This is a genomic window from Pseudomonas sp. S2_F03 (genome assembly GCF_054668335.1).
This window is the reverse complement of sequence record NZ_CP162759.1, coordinates 722722-739323: the sequence shown is the minus strand read 5'-3', so window position 1 is coordinate 739323 and position 16602 is coordinate 722722. Positions and strand designations below refer to the sequence as shown.

Below are 16602 nucleotides of genomic sequence, written 5' to 3'. Positions count from 1 at the left end.
ACAGCGGATAAATACTTCGACGAGCCTAATGAAGTTGGTAGTGGAATAATTGACATTCCGCGACATGAACAAGACCTTTAACGTCGCCGTGCCGAACTGGAGCGCTGTCCTGAGTGCTCCATTGGCCGCTGTCACCGGCGTTCAATAAAAGTTAATGACCGGTAATTTTTTTGATCTTTTCAGGGCTGCATTTGCCAGCCTAGTCTGAGCTTGAGCGCACATCAGATGGGCCCGTCAATTAAGTTGGGCGAGGCGCCGTCCAACCTCTCATGGGCAAGCTGTCGCGAAAGACGTTCGAGGATCCAGCTAATTTCCAGCTCCAATTTTTCCAGTCTTGCCAACAAGAACAACAAGAAGAAAGCAGGAGGCTCCATGAGTCATTTGGTGAAGAACGATTCGCACCTCAACGATGAGCGTAAAACCGAAATAAGCGCTCCTTCCAGGCTTCTTCTTGCGTTGGAAGGCCGCGCTTTGTTGGAGCTGGCGTCGCTTCCGTTCGCCATGCCCTGGTTGCGACGACGCGCACCTCTTGGCGACGGGCATGCGGTCCTGGTCATTCCCGGTTTTCTCGCGAGCGACCGCTCGACCGTTCCATTGCGACGATTTCTCGATCAATTGGGCTACGAGGTCAGTGGCTGGGAGCAAGGCCGCAACTGCGGGCCCCGCGAAGGCGTTGTGGAGCAATTGCAACGGCAACTGGAAGCAATGCATACACGTTCTGGCGGCAAGGTCAGTCTCATTGGTTGGAGCCTTGGTGGGATTTATGCCAGGGAGATCGCACGCATCAGGCCTGAATGTGTACGTCAAGTGATCACGCTGGGCAGCCCGCTGTATGGCGAGCCGGAAACCAGTACCAATGTCTGGCGCATCTACACGCGAGTGGTGGGTGCGCACAAGGACGCACTCATACGCGGCGAAAAAGCCCCACCGGTGCCTACCACCTCAATTTATTCCCGTGGCGACGGCATTGTTGGCTGGAGGGGGAGCGTTGAGCGCAACGGTCAGCAAACCGAGAACGTTGAAGTGAATTGCGCCAGTCACCTGGGGCTTGGTGTCAATGCCGCTGCCTGGTATGTCCTGGTTGACCGTCTGGCTCAGTTGGAAGGTGACTGGCAGCCTTTTGCATCTGGCGGCCTGCGCCGATTGTTGTGTTCTTCTGCAGGGTAGCCCGTGAGCTGCCGCCAATTTCATGCGCTCAAGTTTATCGAGACTTTTTCGGAGCAACTTCGGATCGCAGCAGACAACACCGCTGCAACGATGTGCTTCGGGGATAAATACATCCGTAAAAAAGAACATCCGGAACTGCCGCTAAAGCGTGTTGGAACACGCTGTTTCCTTTGGCGCGTTGAACAATGAGGGAAGTAATATGAACCACCTGAGCGGAATGGATGCAATGTTTCTTCACCTGGAGTCGGCCGAAATGCCGATGCACATTGGCGGACTCCATGTATTGGAACTTCCTGCGGGGCAGGGCGGTGACTTCTTCGAAGAAGTCAAAGCCTGCGTTGCTCAGCGCCTGCACCTGGCGGCGGTATTCAATCGCAAACTGGCAAACATGCCGTTCGATTTGTCCAATCCGGTTTGGGTGGATGATGAGGATATCGATCTGGATCACCATGTCCGCCATTTCACTTTGCCTAAGCCAGGTAGCAACCGGCAGTTGCAACAGGCGATAGCCCGTTTGCACTCGAGTCTGCTGGATCGCAGCCGACCGCTATGGGAGCTGTACATCATCGACGGACTCAAGAGCGGTGAAGTGGCGCTTTACACCAAGTTGCACCACGCGGGCGTCGATGGACAGGCCGGCATGGAGGTTGGGCGAGCGCTGTTCGATATGGAGCCCAGTGGCCGCAAGATCCGTCCGCCGCGACCTAAATTGCGGCGCAACCAGTATCAACTAGGTGTGGCGGAACTGATGGGAGCGGCTTTGTTCAATGGCAGCCAGCAATGTCTGAAACTGGTCAGAATGGTGCCTGAGATGGGGCGAGTGGCCGCAGACCTGTTGCTAAACCGGAAAAGCCCGTTGGTACGCCAGATGGCCTCGCTGACCAAAACCAGGCAACGGATGACACCACGTACTCCGTTCAACGAAGCCATTACTAACCAGCGCAGCTTCGCCGGTCGAACTGTTCCTTTGGCGGAGATCAAGCAGATCGCCAAGGCATTTTCGGTTTCGCTCAACGATGTCGTCATGGCCACGGTGGCTGGCACCCTAAGGCGCTACTTGAGCGAAAGCCGTGAACTACCGTCGCGCTCAATGAGCGCGGCTGTGCCTGCAAGTTTGCGCGAGTTGGGCGATGATACGGCGAACAACCAGGTCAGCGTGCTGATTGTGGACCTGGCCACGGACGAGGCAGACCCACTGCTGCGATTGCAGCGAATCAGTGCGTCGGCCACCCAGAGAAAGGATTCACTCAGCAATTACAAATCGTTGATTCCAACAGACTTTCCGATACTCGCAGCGCCATGGCTGATTTCGGGAGCGGCGTCCCTCTACGGTCGATCACGTATGGCCAACTGGATGCCGCCGCCGGCAAACCTGGTGATCTCGAACGTGGCGGGTATACCGGTGCCGCTGTATTTCGCCGGCACCAGGGTCATCAGCTATTACCCGGTGTCCATTCCCTGCCACGGGATGGCACTTAATGTCACGGTAGCCAGCTACAACGGGCGCATGGATTACGGGCTGATCGCCTGTCGCAGGACCATCGCGGACCTTAATGAACTGGGCGACTACCTTTTGGCCGAACACCGCCTTCTGTTTGAACTGGCGCAGGGTGAATCAAAAGGGGAGCCGGTCCTCGAGGACGCACCAGTTGTGAAGCCCAAAGCAGTACGAAATAGACCGCAGCACAAGACGGGCAGTTGATACCGCAATGCCGGACGATTTCTCCGAGTAACCTCGTTGAAAGTTGTCCGGCGTTTCTCTGTCTGGCAAGCCCTACGGGTTTGCCTCTACTCGAGTCGTTCGAGACAGAGGTTTATCAGTCGTTTGGCAGCGGTCGAACGCGAGCGACCTGCCAGTTCGATGATGCTGATATGGATATCGCCATTCAAATCGGGGATATCCAGCGTTAACAGCTCACTCTCTTTTACTTCGGCAGCAAAGTGCGACAACGGAGCCGGCATCCACGCATTTGTGCGTAGGAGAATTCGCTTCAACAACTGATAGTTGCTGCACATCACATAGGGCTCAGGAGCGGTGAGGTGCTGCTGGGCCAGCAGCCGATGTATTGGATGCGATGAGATCAATGGCGTGGCAGTGAGTATCGGAAACCCGAGTAGCTCAGCGAGCGAAACATTTTTCCTGCGTTCCAGGGGGTGGCCGCTTCGAATGAAGATAGCGGTGGCGGAGGTCTTCAGCGGTCGGGCTCTAAGCCCATCAACGTTGAGCGGGCTGCTGGTTCCGGCAATGACCAGATCGAGTTGGCGATTCTGCAACTTGAATATGATCTCTTGCGGATCGCCTTCGATGATGTGTGTTTGCACCTTGGGGTTGAGTGTGACGAAGTCAGGAACTATAGAATCGAGTACGGTTTCCCCAGCCAATCCTCCGATCCCAATGCTCAGCGTGCCGGCGTCCTGGTTGGAGTAGATCCTGGCTTCGCGCATCAGGTCTTCGGTATCGCAAATCAGGCGCGCGCAACGCTCCTGGATTCGAAGGCAGAACGCTGTGGCCTGCATGCCATTTTTGTTCCGATCGAATAACTGAATGTCCATATCCGTCTCGAGCACACTGAGGCTGCGGGTGAGTGCCGGCGGGGTGACGTGCAATGCCTCAGCGGCGCGATGGATACTGCCGTGGCGAATGATTGCTTGCAGGTGCCTGAGTTGTTTAAGCGTGATCATGGCCGCCTGCCGGGCTGCGCGTGGAAAATGGTGCGATGCAGGAGTACTCGTATGGTCGTTCGTTCATCCGCAGATCGCTCATCGGGACACTCGTCATATTGGGGGACATCGGAGGCGGGAGGTGCTGACGAGATGTTTATCAAATGGATGGCTCCTGGTGCATCCAACCGCGGGTGGATTTCAGGGTGGAAATAATGGGGGCGTGATGAGGACAAGAGGGGAGCGTGAGGCTGAGCTGGGGGTTTATTCCAGTTCGAACGATACCTTACGGTGCCGTTTAAAGGCCTTTGACGCGCTGAAACCGTTGGTCTGTGTGGGAAATTTCCTACCTCTGCTCCCTTCGTATCCTACAGATACGGTGGAAGGTGAAACCTAAGATGCGCCCGTCTTCCATTTTCCCGACGGGTAAGCCAGGTGCGTACTGTAAATCTCTTTGTTATCTCTTTGTTTGTTGCTGCTTTCACACAACAGTCGAAGTCTGACGACTTTGATGCCCCATCGTGGAGAAGTTACGAGCCCACGCTCTCGGTTCCAAACCTGTCACTGCTGGATATCAAGGCGACTAAGGTGCCGAAGGTGCAGGGCAATCGCCTGGCTAGCTCGGCACATCTCGAGCCGTCGCGCCCGGAGCAAAGTGATGATCGCGATTCCATCGAGCAGGTTATCCAGCGAGCCAACGAACTGATTGGTCGACCGTATCGATGGGGGGGAATGTCCGAAGCGACAGGTTTTGATTGCAGTGGCCTGTTGGTTTATCTGTTCAACACCGAAGCAGGCATAAAATTGCCGCGCACCACGTCCCTGATGGTGAAAGACGATTTCGAACGCGTGAGTAAGACCGGCCTGAGGCCGGGGGATGCAGTATTTTTCAGCCAAAACGGCAGTGATACCGTCAATCATGTGGGGCTTTACGTCGGCGATGATCGCTTCATCCACGCTCCGCGAACCGGCAAAAACATTCGCATAGACTCACTCGAGAGTGGTTACTGGAGTAAGCGTTACGTGACCGCCAGGCGGTTTGAGAGCGGCGTCGGCAACGCTGGCTGACTCAAGTGTGGCAGCGGCGTACAACTAGTCTGAGCAAAGCGGGACACCCTACATAGCCATCCGCAGCGAGTTGCGTTGTGCGGTCGGGAGAATGTGGCCGTGTCGCGCCCGCTTTGTCTTTCAGGTCTCCTGGCTCATGGTTTCGGCAGGTCCCACTGGCATTCCCTTCAGTTGGTCTATATCTGTGCCGCCATCCGTACTCATATCAATGTTTCCATCTGCGTCAAGATAGATGTCAGTGTTGGGCCACTTTGGTGTGATGTTGATGCAGTGCCAGCGGCCATTGTCGCTGTGCCATGAGAACTCCATGAAAAATTCACTATCAGTAGATAGAAACCCTTTGTCGCTGACGCTGCCCCCGGGGAAAAACGTCCTCTGTATATCTGATCCTTGACGTTCCAGACGTAGCGCAATTCTTCTCGACCGTCTTTCGGATAGTGGACAGTCGCAGTAGGTAGGGCACTCCGCCAGAAGACAAATGCCAGCAGTGGCAACAACAGAAACCATAACCATCGCATGCGTCGTGTTCGGGCTTTACTTACATACGTGGACACTGATTCCTTCTCCCCAATTTTCCGGAGCGACTGCAAGAACTTCACCCATGACCATCTGCGTTGTTATTCCACCCTATGGATATTGATTGGCAAGCTTTACACCATTGCTGATCGATACTCTGTCGGCAACGTCGTTCCAGGATCGAAACTCAGTCCAAGGACTGGCTGTAGGGTGAGGACCGGGTAGTTCGGTATAGACCACATCTCATCGGCCTTCCTTATGGAATCTGAGACAATCTGCTCAGCCCCGGCGCCATCCAGTAACAGGCTTTCTGAAAACCCCCCCTATGATTCCGACATACCCGTAATGGATGTTTGACCAAATGTCGTAGTAATAGTCGTACCGGCCTTGCTTGTGCTGTACGCCGGGGAACAGCTTGCGAAGCTTCGGCTTGTGGTCCCAATCCTGACCTTGACCCACTTTTTTAGTCCAGATCGCCGCCGCTGCAACTTTCTTCGCCATTGCGATGCTGTTGAAGTTCGGTGGTCCCGCTAACCTGGCATACCAAGGCAGCTCCATATACTCACGGATTTCTTCTGCGACGTCATAGCCAATGAGTCTTCTCATTTCCAATACAGCCGGGTCGTGGATGTTGTGATTCATTTCTTTAGCGATGTAACTGGCCAGGTCTTCCATTTGGTCGGGATGATTGCACGCGTTGAGACTCACTGTCGGGTTGCTTGACGAGTCAGGGTTGTTACCTGTTGGCTTCGAATCAACAAGTTTGGAATTTTTCGCTGCTGAACTACTGCTTTCCGTTAAAGGGGTTGGTTCAGCGGCTCGCCTGGCTGCTTGCGGTGGGGTGCTCTTGTTACTGTAGGTGGCTGTGAACACCGAAGGAATCAGACGGGCTCTACAGGGGCAACCGCTGAAGCTATCCAGCGTGCCAGCCATGAGCCTGCCATGGCTCTCCATGTGCGAAATGCCTCCGATGATCTGATAGATCTTGCCGTCTACCCCACAAGAAACCCTATCGGCCGCGCAAGAATGCAGAACACCAAATATGTTGATTCTGCTATCACCCTCCCAAACCTTTCCGCCGCAGGTGGCTTTGTCGCCCAGCCAATGAAATAACCTTCACTCATTGATTTTTCCTCTCCATTTTATCAGCCGAGTCCAGGATGTACCCGGCTGCCGATTGCTGCTGTCAGCCCAAAATATCGGGCAGAAAATCCTCAGCCATCGGCACGCCTTCACGAGCGATGAACAAGCAGGCGCTTTGGGGGTATTGATAATCACGTCACCGTTACCGAGATAGCTGCCTACCAGCGCAACATGGCAATTGCCTTCCCCGAGGCTGTTGCGATCTGGACCCTGGTGCCATCGGCGTACACAACGTAATCGCCTTTCTGCGCGGCGCGTACCTGCTGACCGTTTGCCAGCGTGAACTCCAGCGGCGCTGTCGCGTGTTGAATCACTCCTCCGTTACGGGCTTGGCTACCCTTGGTGGCCACTCGAAAAATAGCGATTGGGGGATGAGCCGCAGCGTAAGCCTGCTGTTGATTAACAACCGCCAAGGCTTGCTCGTTGAAGCCGGCAAGCTGCTGCTCTGAGAAGGAGGGCTTGTCCAGGGCGCGGAGAAACTCAGGGGAAACTTCGTTGGTATATAGCGGGGGCAATGATGCACTCATTTTAATGATCCTGATCCATGGGGCTTTGGGCTAGTTCCTCTTATCCCCTCGGCGAGCGCGCCATGTCCGGTGACGTTCCGACCGATAACAATGCGTGAGGGGAGGCGATTAGCAAGCTGTACCCTAGGAGCGATGATTCTCGAGCGTATGTAGGACGATTCCGAAAGCACTCTTTCCTGAATAATGTTCGACGGGCGAAGCTCAAGGTGAAGAACGCCAGCGGTGCGAAGCCCCTTGACGGTGATTAGTGCCACCCCTTCGCCCTAGCGCTTTACCAAAATCAACCGCATGTAACGAGCTGGGTCAGCACCAATCCAGCGTGCAATCATTTTATTGATCTGGGCGCATGGGAAGGCTCCTACACCTGTGTAGTCCGTTTCCTACAGAGAAAGGTAATTCGATTACTTATAGTTACTCCAGATCACGGATAGCTGCTCAGGTAGTTGGGTGATTCTCCTGCGGTGTTATTTAATTCGGTTCGGACTGATTGACATAGGGAATGTCATTCGATGATGGACTCTAAATACATCCGCTTACTATCGGATTAAACGGTGGTTGTATAAATGTTGCCACCGTCTTGCTTTCTACATTAACTTGAGAGATTAAAATGAAAAAGTTCGTAAAAGTATCTTTGGCTGCCTCCGTTGCTGGTGTAACTCTGTTCGGTGCAGTTAGTGCTTTCGCTGCCAGCAGCGCTATCCTAATTACCGGCAAAGTAGAAGATGCTATCTGCAACATCGAGGCCACTGGTAACGCTTCGGGTAACTCCCTGGTTCTGCCAACTGTTTTCAAAACGCAACTGAATACTGCTGGCGCTACTGCTGGTGCTACCGGCTTCCAATTCGCTCTGAGCGGCTGCCCAGCCACTGGTAGCGTAAGCGCCTACTTCGAAAGCTCGAACGTTGACCCTGCCACTGGCAACCTGCTGAACCGCGCTGTTGCCGGCACTGCTGCTGAAAACGTTCAAGTTCAGGTTCTCAATGCTGATGGTGAGGTCATTGACCTCAACACCAACACCAACAACGTTCCGGTAGCTCTGGATGCATCGGGTAATGGTTCGCTCAGCTACTCGGCTCAATACGTTGCCCAAGGCGCTGCTGCTGGTGCGGGTGATGTAGATACTGCGCTGGTCTACACCGTTCGCTATCAGTAATTGATGGTGCTGGCTACCGAACTTGTTCGGTAGCCATTCTATTTAGTTGCTGCGAATAGGGTGGATTATGAAGTTTTGGGTAAGAAATTGCGTGCTCGGTTTGGGGGCGACGCTGGCTACTCTGCCGGTAGTTTCCTCGGCCTCGGTGATCATTTCCGGTACCCGTGTTATTTATCCGGCTAATGAAAGTGAGGTGATTGTTGCTCTGCGTAATGAAGGTCAGACACCCATTCTTGCGCAGGTGTGGCTGGAAAAGAGTGCTGAAGGTGTCCGTCCGAATAAGGAGAGTGTGCCGTTCGTGTTGACGCCGCCTATGGTGCGTATTGAGTCCGGAAGCGGGCAATCAATCAGGGTCACACAGGTGGGGGCTAAAGAATTGCCTCAAGATCGTGAGTCCGTGTTTTGGTTCAATGTGCTGGAGATCCCGCCACGTGACCAAAAGGGAGAGGGGTTCAATCGGGTAAAGGTAGCTTTTCGCTCTGCGGTAAAACTGTTTTATCGACCATCAGGGTTGCCGGGAAATCCGATTGAGGCAGCGCGTGGTTTGCGCTGGTCGGCAGTGTCAACGGGGGGCAGTTATACCCTGCGAGCTACAAACTCCGCGGCTTATGCCGTGAGCGTCGGTCAAGTTTCCGTAACTGTTGGCGGTAAGACAATTAGCAACATAGAAGGTGCCGCGGTATTACCGATGCAATCTTATGATTTTAAATTGAAGGGTTTGTCCTCAATGCCGAATGAGGTCAGCTACAAGTGGGTCAATGACTATGGTGCAGGCGTGGATCAGACCACCCCGCTGAGTCGTTGAGGTGGTAAGAGTTGTAAGTGATGTTGTTTTATTGAAATAAATCATCTCGCAAGTTACGCTATTGCCGGCCAGGTCAAAGTTAGTCGGCAGGACATCAGTTATTTGTTGTTGTGTGCGTAGTTAAAAGCCGAATGTTTAATTTTCGATGTGGGAAATTAAATCCGCCAAGGTCGGCAGTCTTTATTCAAACTTTCCAGTGTGCCCTTTGGCTTTTTTCGATGGATTTTGTCTTTAGATACTAGTGATTTGAAGTGACCGCCTTTTGCTTCTTCTGCGAAATTTATAGCGTAAAAGCAGTTATTTGTAATCGGCTAGTGGAAGTTAATTCGTATTGATGAAGTGCAGTCTAAGCTGGCTGTAAGGAACTGGTTGACATTATGCCGTTGCACGTATCCTGCGCTAATACATCTAGAGCTCAATTTGCTGCTCACCCTTTAAGCATTGCATTGTGGCTGGCGGCCGGTTTGATGTCGGCTACTACTACCGATGCAATGGGTGCGGCTCAGGATGATTCGGTCCAGTTTGATAGCGAGATCCTGGACGTTTTGGGGCAGAAGGTTGATCTGTCGCGCTTCGAGCGTGCGGGTAGTGTGGAACCAGGCACTTATAAGCTTCAAATCTACATTAACTCCAGTGATTCAGTCAGTCAAAGCGTAGTCGTCAAGGATGGCGGTAAAGACAATGCTCTGAAGTACTGCTTTAAAGCGTCCCACGTGAAACAGTGGGGCGTCGACGCAAGCAAATTGCCAGACCAGGAAAAAGTGCAGAAGCTCCTGGCTAGCGACTGTGTTGAGCCGGGCGAACTTATTCCTCAGGCTGCTTTTGAAATGGACATTGGTTCGCTGAGTGGGCGCCTGAGCATTCCTCAGGCCTACGCGGGGAAAGTGTTGCGCAATTATGTCGCGCCAGAGGACTGGGACAGCGGCATCAATGCCGGTTTCGTCAGCTATAACGGTAACGCCTATCGTACGCAATCTGATCAGGGCAGCAGTAGCACTGAGTACCATGTTGGCCTCAACTCGGGTGTCAACATAGGTGAATGGCGACTGCGTCATAATGGTAACTATCGCAATACTGACTATGGCTCGAAGTACCAGGCTATGAACAGTTATGCGCAGACTGACGTTACTTCAATGAAGTCACAGCTGACTGTGGGCGAGTATTTTACACCAAGTGGTAGTTTCGATAGCTTCCCGTTCACAGGGGTGCAGATTGCCAGCGACGACAGCATGTTGCCAGATGCCGAACGTGGATTCGCTCCAGTCGTTCGCGGCACCGCCGACACTAACGCCAAGGTGACCATTCGCCAGGGAAGTAGCCTGATTTATGAAACGACCGTGGCGCCAGGTCCTTTCGCTATCGACGATCTCTACGCCACCAGTTATTCCGGCGATCTGGACGTCACTGTGACGGAAGCCGATGGCAGCGAAAAGCGCTTCACCGTGCCATTTTCTTCTGTGGTGCAGATGTTGCGCCCTGGCTCCTCGCGCATGAGTGTCACTGCCGGTCGCTATCGAGACGAAAATCTCAGTGAGCAGCCGCAATTCATTCAGGGTACCTATCGTCGGGGGGTGAGCAACGACCTCAGCCTATATGGCGGGGGTATCCTGTCTCAGGATTATTCGGCCGTGTTGGGTGGTGTAGCTATTAGCACTCCGTATGGCGGATTCGCAGTTGATACAACGCTGTCCCGTGCAACCAATTTGCCCGGTGGCGGTGCCAATGTTGGCGGAAACATGAGTTCCAATCAGCGTAAGCGTAGCGAGCTGGGCGAGCGAGCCACCGGGCAAAGTTACCGGGTCAGCTATAGCAAGTTGCTGGAAACCACCGATACAAACTTCGCTGTGGCTGCGTATCGCTTCTCCAGTGAGGACTACCTGGATTTCGCGGATTTTGTTGCATTGCAGAACAATAGCAACCAGGTCTATCGCGAGCGCAACCGCGTCCAGCTCAACCTGAGCCAGCCGCTGGGTGGCTATGGCGATTTGTATGTGAGTGGGCTTGCAAGCAGTTATTGGGATGAGCGCAAGGACGATGCCACCTACCAGCTGGGTTACAGCAAGACTTTCAACTGGGGAAGTGTCGGTGTTACGGCGAGCCGCACCCAGATGGATGAAGGTTATAACGACCAGTACATGCTGTCCGTGAGCCTGCCTTTGGGTTCCGGTTATGGCAGCCCCCGCTTGAACAACAGCGTCAGGTCGAACAGCCGTGGCGACTACAGCGCTCGTACCGACCTTAACGGCATGGCCGGTGCGGACCGCCGGCTTAGCTATGGCGTTTACGCCACCACGAGTTCGAACGACAGCGGAAGTGCGCAGGGTTATGGCGGCAGCGCGCAGTACGAAACTCCCGTGGCAGCAGTTGGGGGGAGCGCGAGTGTTGGTGAAGGTTATAAACAGTACTCGGCAACTGCCCGTGGTACCGCTCTGGCTCACGCCGATGGTGTTGTGTTCAGTCCAGCCCAGGGTGAAACCATGGCGCTGATCGAGGCTGACGGCGCTGCGGGTGTCAAAGTCGGTAATGGGGGGCAGTGGCAGGGTCAATAGTGGTGGGTACGCTATGAGTGCCGGACTCAGCCCCTACCGTAACAATGCGGTAAACCTCGACCCTAAGGGTTTGTCGGAGAATGTGGAGCTGCAAAGCACGTCGGAGACGGTGACTCCGCGTCGGGGTGCGATTGTTAAAGTCAAATACGAGACGGTTATCGGTAAGCCGGTGTTGCTGCAAATTCAGTCCTCCGCCGACCAGGAAATCCCTTTCGGTGCTGACGTAGTTAACGCCCAGGGCGAATCGGTGGCCATGGTGGGTCAGGGTGGCCTGGTGTTCCTGCGCGGCGAGCAGTCCGAATTGCGCGTGGTTTGGGGCGGCGATGCCGACCAAAGCTGCCTTCTGCTGTTCAACCTCCCTCAAGGGGATGGCAGTGGCCCGTATGAGCAGGTACCGGCACAATGTAAAGGCGGCGCAAGTGCAGTGGCTGCGCGCTAACCAGCACTGAACTCAGAATATTGACTATTCTGATTAACGTGTGTGGCATCAACTTATTAGATGGCAAGAGCAGAACCAGGCGTAGATCAGAAGTGTAGGCTGAACCAAAAAGTTAGAGGTTACTGCCTGATCTGCTCAGTGAGCCTGGATGGAGAGTCTCGTTATGATAAGGCTAGGCACCGCGCGAGTTGTGTTAGCGCTTTTAGCAGTACTGTTAGTTCTGCCCGAGCAGGCTCAGGCCGTCATAAATTTTTCAAAGTCCAGGTTTATATACCCGGCATCGGAAAAAGCCTGACGATAGAACTGAAAAACGGCGGCGTGGAAGATACGCTGGTGCAGGCCTGGATTGACACAGGTGATGTGACGGCCTCCCCCAGTAGCGTCAAGGCTCCGTTTTTAATAACACCCCCTATGTTTGTAATGAAAGGTGGGACTGAAAAGAGCATGTCTTTGCTCTTTGTTGGGCCCTCCCTTCCAGCAGACAGAGAGTCATTATTTTGGCTCAACGTTTTAGGTGTTTCCAAAGAGGCCGGGAAGACTGTGGGTGTCGAACCGGCACGAGTAAAGGTTGCGTATCGTAATAGGGTCAAGGTCTTGTACCGTCCCGATAAATTGGAAGGCACGCTGGAAACCGCCGTTAATGGGTTGATGTGGAGTGCGGTAAAAGTCGATAAAAAGTTGGTTGTCCGCGCAACAAATTCATCCCCTTATAATATTACAGTGCCTCAGGCAATTTTGAGGGTTGGAGAAAAAGAGTACACCGGCCCTGAAGTTAAGGTTATCCCTCCGTTTGGTGTTATGGACTTCGAAATGTCGGGGTTAAATTCTAAGCCCATGGAGGGGAGTGAGGTTGATTGTCGGTGGATAGATGATTTTGGAATATTTCGTCAGCAAAAATTCAAATTAAAGTAGTAGGGTTTTTTATGAATCTAAAATCCAGTTTTTTTCATCTCCTGGCCCTCACATCAGTGGGTGTGATGACAGTTTTTACATCTATTTTAGCTCAGGCCGCGGATGACCGTTCCTGCTGGAGTGATAAGGTTCACAATGTTAATTTATCAACTACCGTTCAAATTGGTAGTGGGTCTAAAGAAGTTGTTGAATATAATACGGGGTCCTCGCAGTACACGGGACAATGTTATTGTTCGCCTGAGAGCGCCAAGGCTGGAACAGGCCCATATTACTTTGCGGCGACCACCCCCCTTCCGGTAGAAGGTGAGTATCTGATCTTTAGTCCTGAAGTTAAGGCTGCTGTACGTATTAAGGTCTATGGTAGAGGTGATGCTCCTGTTCCATTTACTCCGCTTTCTAATATCGGAAGTTATAGCTGCATGGAAGGTATAAATGATGTACCTTTTTCTACAGGGGGTAGCGGTGTCGTTGGTTTAGTTACGACCAAAGGGGTGCTGGGGAATGTTCGTTTCAGTGGTTTGGTGGCCACGCTCTATGGTGCCTGGAATTCGCATCCAAAACTCAGTGGCGATCCGCTTTCGGTGGTTTATATGGATCTTGATGTTCAGGCGGCTGCTAATTGTACGTTTAATGCCGGTAGCCAATTGTCATTGGGCTTGGATTCCGTAACTTCTGGAAGTTTGCGAGAGGGGGGCACCGCCTGTTGGTTTTACTCCAAAAAGCCTGGATTTGTCGGTCACCTGTACGGGTATCCCTGAAGGATTTACCTCCGTATTGAGCTATTATTTTGACGGCATTCGCGCCACGCCGCGTTTTGTTCAAACTACCCTGCCTAGTATAGGGATTGGTATTCAGGACGAAAATGGAGCGCCTATTTTGCTTGGGGGCGAGAACACAATTAATGTGCCGTATATAAATAATGGAACCAGCTTTAGAGCGAAATTTTTTCCAGCGTTACTACCAGGTAAACCCATTCAGGCAGGCGACTATTCCGCTTCTGTTGTCGTAACAGTCAGCACGCCTTAAGCCGGGCCGCCGCTCTTGTGCGTTGAATGTTCAATGCTCGAAGAGCGGCGAGGCAACCTTAGGGGTAAATAACGGACACCAAGTAGGTGCGGTCGCTGGATAGGTCTACAGTCGGTTCGATGATCTGGTAGGTGCGAGTGAAATTGTGAGTATTGCTGTCTGTGGTAGTTTCCAACAACTGCAACTGAGTCGTGGAAGACGCTTTAGAGCTGACAGGGATTACTTCGATTCTCGCGCGGCTTGCCTGCTCCGGGCAGGCGTTGAGGTTGAACGAAGCAGGGTTGGCATGCTGCTCAGTGGCGCAGCTGCCAGGTAGGATATGCCCAGTGATGTAAAGGCCATCGGCATGAGCCAACGGGGTGGCTAATAACACGAGACCAGCAAACGTTGCGTGAATGGCTACTTGTGCAGGCATGAAATTAAACATACGCGCCTCTTTTTAATGCTTGAGCATTGTGAAAATATGAGTATTTGTCCGGTAGCAGGACGTTTGCGGATTAAGGGAATTCCAAAACGATCAGGTACCTTCCCTGGCTAACCAAGGTCCATTTCGACTCTGAAATAACATAATGCAGGGTGTCAGTTTTGTTACTTTCTCTATTGGTGGCGATCAGCGTTCCCTGCCGTGCCGAATGATCAACTGAGCTCACTATCAGCACAGGCTTCATGCCAGGAGCGCTCTTGCCAGTCGTTATATCGGGACACTCGCTGAGCAGGATCCCGCCGACGACACCAAAGGCAACGCATGGGGCATTGATGATGCCTCCCTGGAAAGTAACTACGCCCTTCGTAGCCACTGTTGACGCGAAACTGCCTGCGCTCCATGCGATAAGAAGGCTCGCTGTAAACAAGTGCTTTCTATTCATCCTGCACCTCAACTGTTAAGGCTCATCCCTTGAACTCAGTGTCGGCGAGGTTTGTGTTTTCTCAAGGGGGGACTGAATTTTTTTGCTGAATGTTTCCGGATCGCTCGAAAAACGAACTCTAGCGAATGCATGCGGAACCACTCGCGCACGCCCCCCTTGGCACTGGGCTTCAAACCAGTCATCAGGCTGGAGCTTCGATTCGTTGGCGACCGAGTCACTCTTGGTGGGTCGGGCCACGTTTATTACAGGCTGAAAGTTTGGTTTGCCGCCATTTCGTTCAGTGCAATGCAATTTATCAATGAAAATTTAAATTCAAGAATATGCTTATGTTTACTCGTACAACTCTAGGTGCGGCCCTTGTTGTGGCTGCTGGTTTGATGACAGGCTGCGCAAGCGTCGTTGGCGACACCAAATATGATGTCAGGGTTACCAGTACTCCGCCGGATGCATCCTTTGAAGTCGTCAACAAGGATGGGGATATTGTTCAAACAGGAAGTACTCCGAGCACGGTTACCCTAAAGTCGGGTAGAGGCTATTTCAAAGGGCAGACTTACGACCTGAAGTTCAAGAAGTCTGGCTATGCAGACAAAGTCGTGACACTGGATTCAAGTCTAAGTGGTTGGTATTGGGGCAATCTGCTGATTGGGGGGGTAATTGGCATGCTTGTTGTTGACCCGCTTACAGGTGCTATGTACAAGCTGCCGGAAGAGGGATCTACAGATCTCGGTGATCCTGTTGCCCAGAACTCGGAGCAAAAGACTTGCAGTTGGTATTAATCGACTCGCTGTCGTCAGAAGTACGTGCAAGGCTGGTTTTGGTTAACTGATTAAAAGTTACCCTGGTTTCACGTTATCGCACGCGTCGGCGAAGGTCATTTGCTTCACCAAAAAGCTCTCGAACATGATTTTTTATGGCTTTTCATAGGAAGTTTCCTACAGGTCGATGGGAGGGGTCCTACAGTTGTAAAAAATGGACACACTCATAATCCAAATGCCACAGAGATGTTGGACAACCTTAATCATCAATATCGAGCTTTCTCTCGTTAGTTGGCTGAGCACAAAAAACAATGCTAATGGCGTTCGCCGGAAGTATTGGAAAAGGGGGGCTGCGGCTGTTTGAGTGGGGGCAAACATTAAGTTGTCGATAGGGAAGAATTTGGAAGTCGCTCTCTGGGCGGAGCCAATAACTATAGAAAGGGATAGATGAGATGAAAAAAATTTTTGCTGTTACTGCCGTAACTGTAGCAATGGGCTTTATTTCCTTCGCCAACGCCGCTACGCCGGCTTCCGGTAACCCGGGAACAGTGCGTTTTATCGGTGAAATTGTTTCGGGTGCGTGTGGCATTGACGCCAACTCCATGGACCAGACTGTTTCCCTTGGCCAAGTACCTTCGAACAGCTTCAAGGCGATTGGTGATCGTTCGACCCCAGTCAAGTTCGACATCACTCTGACCGATTGCGATACTTCGACTCAGAAAACGCCCGTTTCACCTTTAGCGGCGTGCAGGACCCAGCTGTACCTGCGTTGTTCGCGACCACTGGCCTGGCCGAAAACGTTGGTATCCGTCTCCAGGCCAGTGCTGGTGAGATGCTTGAAAACGGCAAAGAGCAAGTTTCACCTGTAGTTCTGCAAAACGGCAACAACGTCGTATCGTTCGCGGCCATGTATGAGGCTACTGCTGCGACCGTGACCACCGGTGAAGCAGATAGCGTTGCAAACTTCACCGTAGCGTACAACTGATACACCCTTATCTAGTGTTGTAAAAAAAAG

16 protein-coding genes and 1 pseudogene are annotated in these 16602 nt (G+C 52.6%); 12 read left to right on the top strand and 5 right to left on the bottom strand.

The genetic code is table 11. The features are described from left to right. The first annotated feature begins 372 nt into the window (after positions 1 to 372). Both AB4N76_RS03460 and AB4N76_RS03455 read left to right on the top strand, forming a co-directional pair. Positions 373 to 1167 (top strand): esterase/lipase family protein, encoded by a 795-nt coding sequence (locus AB4N76_RS03460; protein ID WP_460164132.1) that lies wholly within the window; start codon positions 373 to 375, stop codon positions 1165 to 1167. Between the two features lie 199 nt (positions 1168 to 1366). Then, positions 1367 to 2869 (top strand): WS/DGAT/MGAT family O-acyltransferase, encoded by a 1503-nt coding sequence (locus AB4N76_RS03455; protein ID WP_460164131.1) that lies wholly within the window; start codon positions 1367 to 1369, stop codon positions 2867 to 2869. A gap of 86 nt (positions 2870 to 2955) precedes the next feature. Here the strand turns inward: AB4N76_RS03455 and AB4N76_RS03450 are convergent, their stop codons facing one another. Continuing rightward, a complete protein-coding gene (locus AB4N76_RS03450; protein WP_460164130.1) occupies positions 2956 to 3849 on the bottom strand; it encodes a LysR family transcriptional regulator in 894 nt (297 codons plus the stop codon). 414 nt (positions 3850 to 4263) lie between these two features. Here AB4N76_RS03450 and AB4N76_RS03445 point away from each other — a divergent pair, with 414 nt between their 5' ends. Beyond that, positions 4264 to 4896 (top strand): C40 family peptidase, encoded by a 633-nt coding sequence (locus AB4N76_RS03445; protein WP_460164129.1) that lies wholly within the window; start codon positions 4264 to 4266, stop codon positions 4894 to 4896. A gap of 120 nt (positions 4897 to 5016) precedes the next feature. Here the strand turns inward: AB4N76_RS03445 and AB4N76_RS03440 are convergent, their stop codons facing one another. From AB4N76_RS03440 to AB4N76_RS03430, 3 genes are all read right to left on the bottom strand, one after another. Continuing rightward, positions 5017 to 5205 (bottom strand): hypothetical protein, encoded by a 189-nt coding sequence (locus AB4N76_RS03440; RefSeq protein ID WP_460164128.1) that lies wholly within the window; start codon positions 5203 to 5205, stop codon positions 5017 to 5019. A gap of 486 nt (positions 5206 to 5691) precedes the next feature. Then, positions 5692 to 6345, bottom strand: a complete 654-nt coding sequence (locus AB4N76_RS03435) for a polymorphic toxin type 44 domain-containing protein (protein WP_460164127.1) — start codon at positions 6343 to 6345, stop codon at positions 5692 to 5694. Between the two features lie 368 nt (positions 6346 to 6713). Next, positions 6714 to 7082, bottom strand: coding sequence for a hypothetical protein (locus tag AB4N76_RS03430; RefSeq protein ID WP_460164126.1), 369 nt, complete (start codon positions 7080 to 7082; stop codon positions 6714 to 6716). Between the two features lie 607 nt (positions 7083 to 7689). Between AB4N76_RS03430 and AB4N76_RS03425 the strand changes: the two genes are divergently transcribed. The 7 genes from AB4N76_RS03425 to AB4N76_RS03395 all read left to right on the top strand — a co-directional run bounded on the left by AB4N76_RS03425 (position 7690) and on the right by AB4N76_RS03395 (position 13966). After that, positions 7690 to 8235, top strand: a complete 546-nt coding sequence (locus AB4N76_RS03425; protein WP_460164125.1) for a fimbrial protein — start codon at positions 7690 to 7692, stop codon at positions 8233 to 8235. A gap of 67 nt (positions 8236 to 8302) precedes the next feature. Continuing rightward, positions 8303 to 9040 (top strand): fimbria/pilus periplasmic chaperone, encoded by a 738-nt coding sequence (locus AB4N76_RS03420; RefSeq protein WP_460164124.1) that lies wholly within the window; start codon positions 8303 to 8305, stop codon positions 9038 to 9040. A gap of 467 nt (positions 9041 to 9507) precedes the next feature. Further along, complete coding sequence (locus AB4N76_RS03415; protein WP_460164123.1) at positions 9508 to 11589, top strand: fimbria/pilus outer membrane usher protein; 2082 nt, start codon at positions 9508 to 9510, stop codon at positions 11587 to 11589. Between the two features lie 13 nt (positions 11590 to 11602). Continuing rightward, entirely contained in the window at positions 11603 to 12028 is a 426-nt protein-coding gene (locus AB4N76_RS03410) for a FimD/PapC C-terminal domain-containing protein (RefSeq protein WP_460164122.1), read from the top strand. A gap of 138 nt (positions 12029 to 12166) precedes the next feature. Further along, positions 12167 to 12940 (top strand): fimbrial biogenesis chaperone, encoded by a 774-nt coding sequence (locus AB4N76_RS03405; RefSeq protein WP_460164121.1) that lies wholly within the window; start codon positions 12167 to 12169, stop codon positions 12938 to 12940. An 11-nt stretch (positions 12941 to 12951) separates the two neighbouring features. After that, complete coding sequence (locus AB4N76_RS03400) at positions 12952 to 13698, top strand: fimbrial protein (protein WP_460164120.1); 747 nt, start codon at positions 12952 to 12954, stop codon at positions 13696 to 13698. Positions 13699 to 13714: 16 nt separating this feature from the next. Then, positions 13715 to 13966, top strand: a complete 252-nt coding sequence (locus AB4N76_RS03395) for a hypothetical protein (protein WP_460164119.1) — start codon at positions 13715 to 13717, stop codon at positions 13964 to 13966. A gap of 58 nt (positions 13967 to 14024) precedes the next feature. On the opposite strand, the gene AB4N76_RS03390 is transcribed toward AB4N76_RS03395, so the two are convergent. Then, positions 14025 to 14393 carry a hypothetical protein gene (locus tag AB4N76_RS03390; protein WP_210689187.1) on the bottom strand — a complete coding sequence of 123 codons (369 nt, stop codon included), beginning with the start codon at positions 14391 to 14393 and terminating at the stop codon, positions 14025 to 14027. Between the two features lie 765 nt (positions 14394 to 15158). Here AB4N76_RS03390 and AB4N76_RS03385 point away from each other — a divergent pair. Together AB4N76_RS03385 and AB4N76_RS03380 are read left to right on the top strand one after the other, a co-directional pair. Further along, positions 15159 to 15608 (top strand): hypothetical protein, encoded by a 450-nt coding sequence (locus AB4N76_RS03385; RefSeq protein WP_460164118.1) that lies wholly within the window; start codon positions 15159 to 15161, stop codon positions 15606 to 15608. A 431-nt stretch (positions 15609 to 16039) separates the two neighbouring features. Continuing rightward, a pseudogene (locus tag AB4N76_RS03380) lies at positions 16040 to 16572 on the top strand (fimbrial protein). The last annotated feature ends 30 nt before the right edge of the window (positions 16573 to 16602 follow it).